Genomic DNA, 728 nt, shown 5'->3' with positions numbered 1-728 from the left:
ATGGGAAAGGCTATGGGAAGGATGGTTCATATTACAAACCATCCTTGAAGGTTACTTGCTTGCACAGTCTCTTGAGCTATAGATGTGATCAAGAGACAGCGTTAATACGGGGGATTTTTATACAATTTACCATTATTTTATATAATCAATATTGATTTTTTTAATTTATGTTGCTGTATACTTAAACCATCAAGAGCGGAAGGCCGTTTTTGATAACTTGGCAAAAGCCACACTCATAGGAGTAAATTATGCCCCGTAAATCTATTACTGTTATTTTGGCTGTACAAAATGAGATACCGTCAGTTCATTTCTGTAATCATCCTGTGTTAAGTGGATCTAACAGCAATTTATGGATTCCTATAGGTAGTTATAGTGCTAATCCTATGGATTTGTTTAGAGCAGTTGGTCATAGCGATCTTTTTAGAGCCATTGAAGATATTATGATTGCAAATTATTGCTGCCATAATGTTGTTAGTGTTCAGCAAGTTTTACAGTTAACCTCTAGCTGTATGGATTTCAAAGTAATATATAATGAACGGTCATAAAGAGTTCAAGCTCTTTTGATAATATCTTGTTGCAGTGGAAGGCCACTGCAACCTATTTCGTGTAAACACTTCTCATAGGAGATATAAATAAGCTTTCAAAATAGTAGATCACTTGGAGGGAACTCAGTCCAATTTTTGCGATCTGATTAATCGCCAAATCAAAAAAATCCCAAAATGGACTGA

1 protein-coding gene is annotated in these 728 nt (G+C 35.0%); it reads left to right on the top strand.

Annotated features, from left to right (window positions below):
* The first annotated feature begins 248 nt into the window (after positions 1–248).
* The gene (locus tag Xind_RS19690; protein WP_187650962.1) at positions 249–545 is read left to right on the top strand and encodes a hypothetical protein; all 297 of its coding nucleotides are present in this window, start codon (positions 249–251) and stop codon (positions 543–545) included.
* Positions 546–728: the final 183 nt, after the last annotated feature.

It is taken from the genome of Xenorhabdus indica (assembly GCF_014467235.1).
Lineage (GTDB): Bacteria > Pseudomonadota > Gammaproteobacteria > Enterobacterales > Enterobacteriaceae > Xenorhabdus > Xenorhabdus indica.
This window is presented reverse-complemented; position numbering and strand designations above follow the sequence as displayed.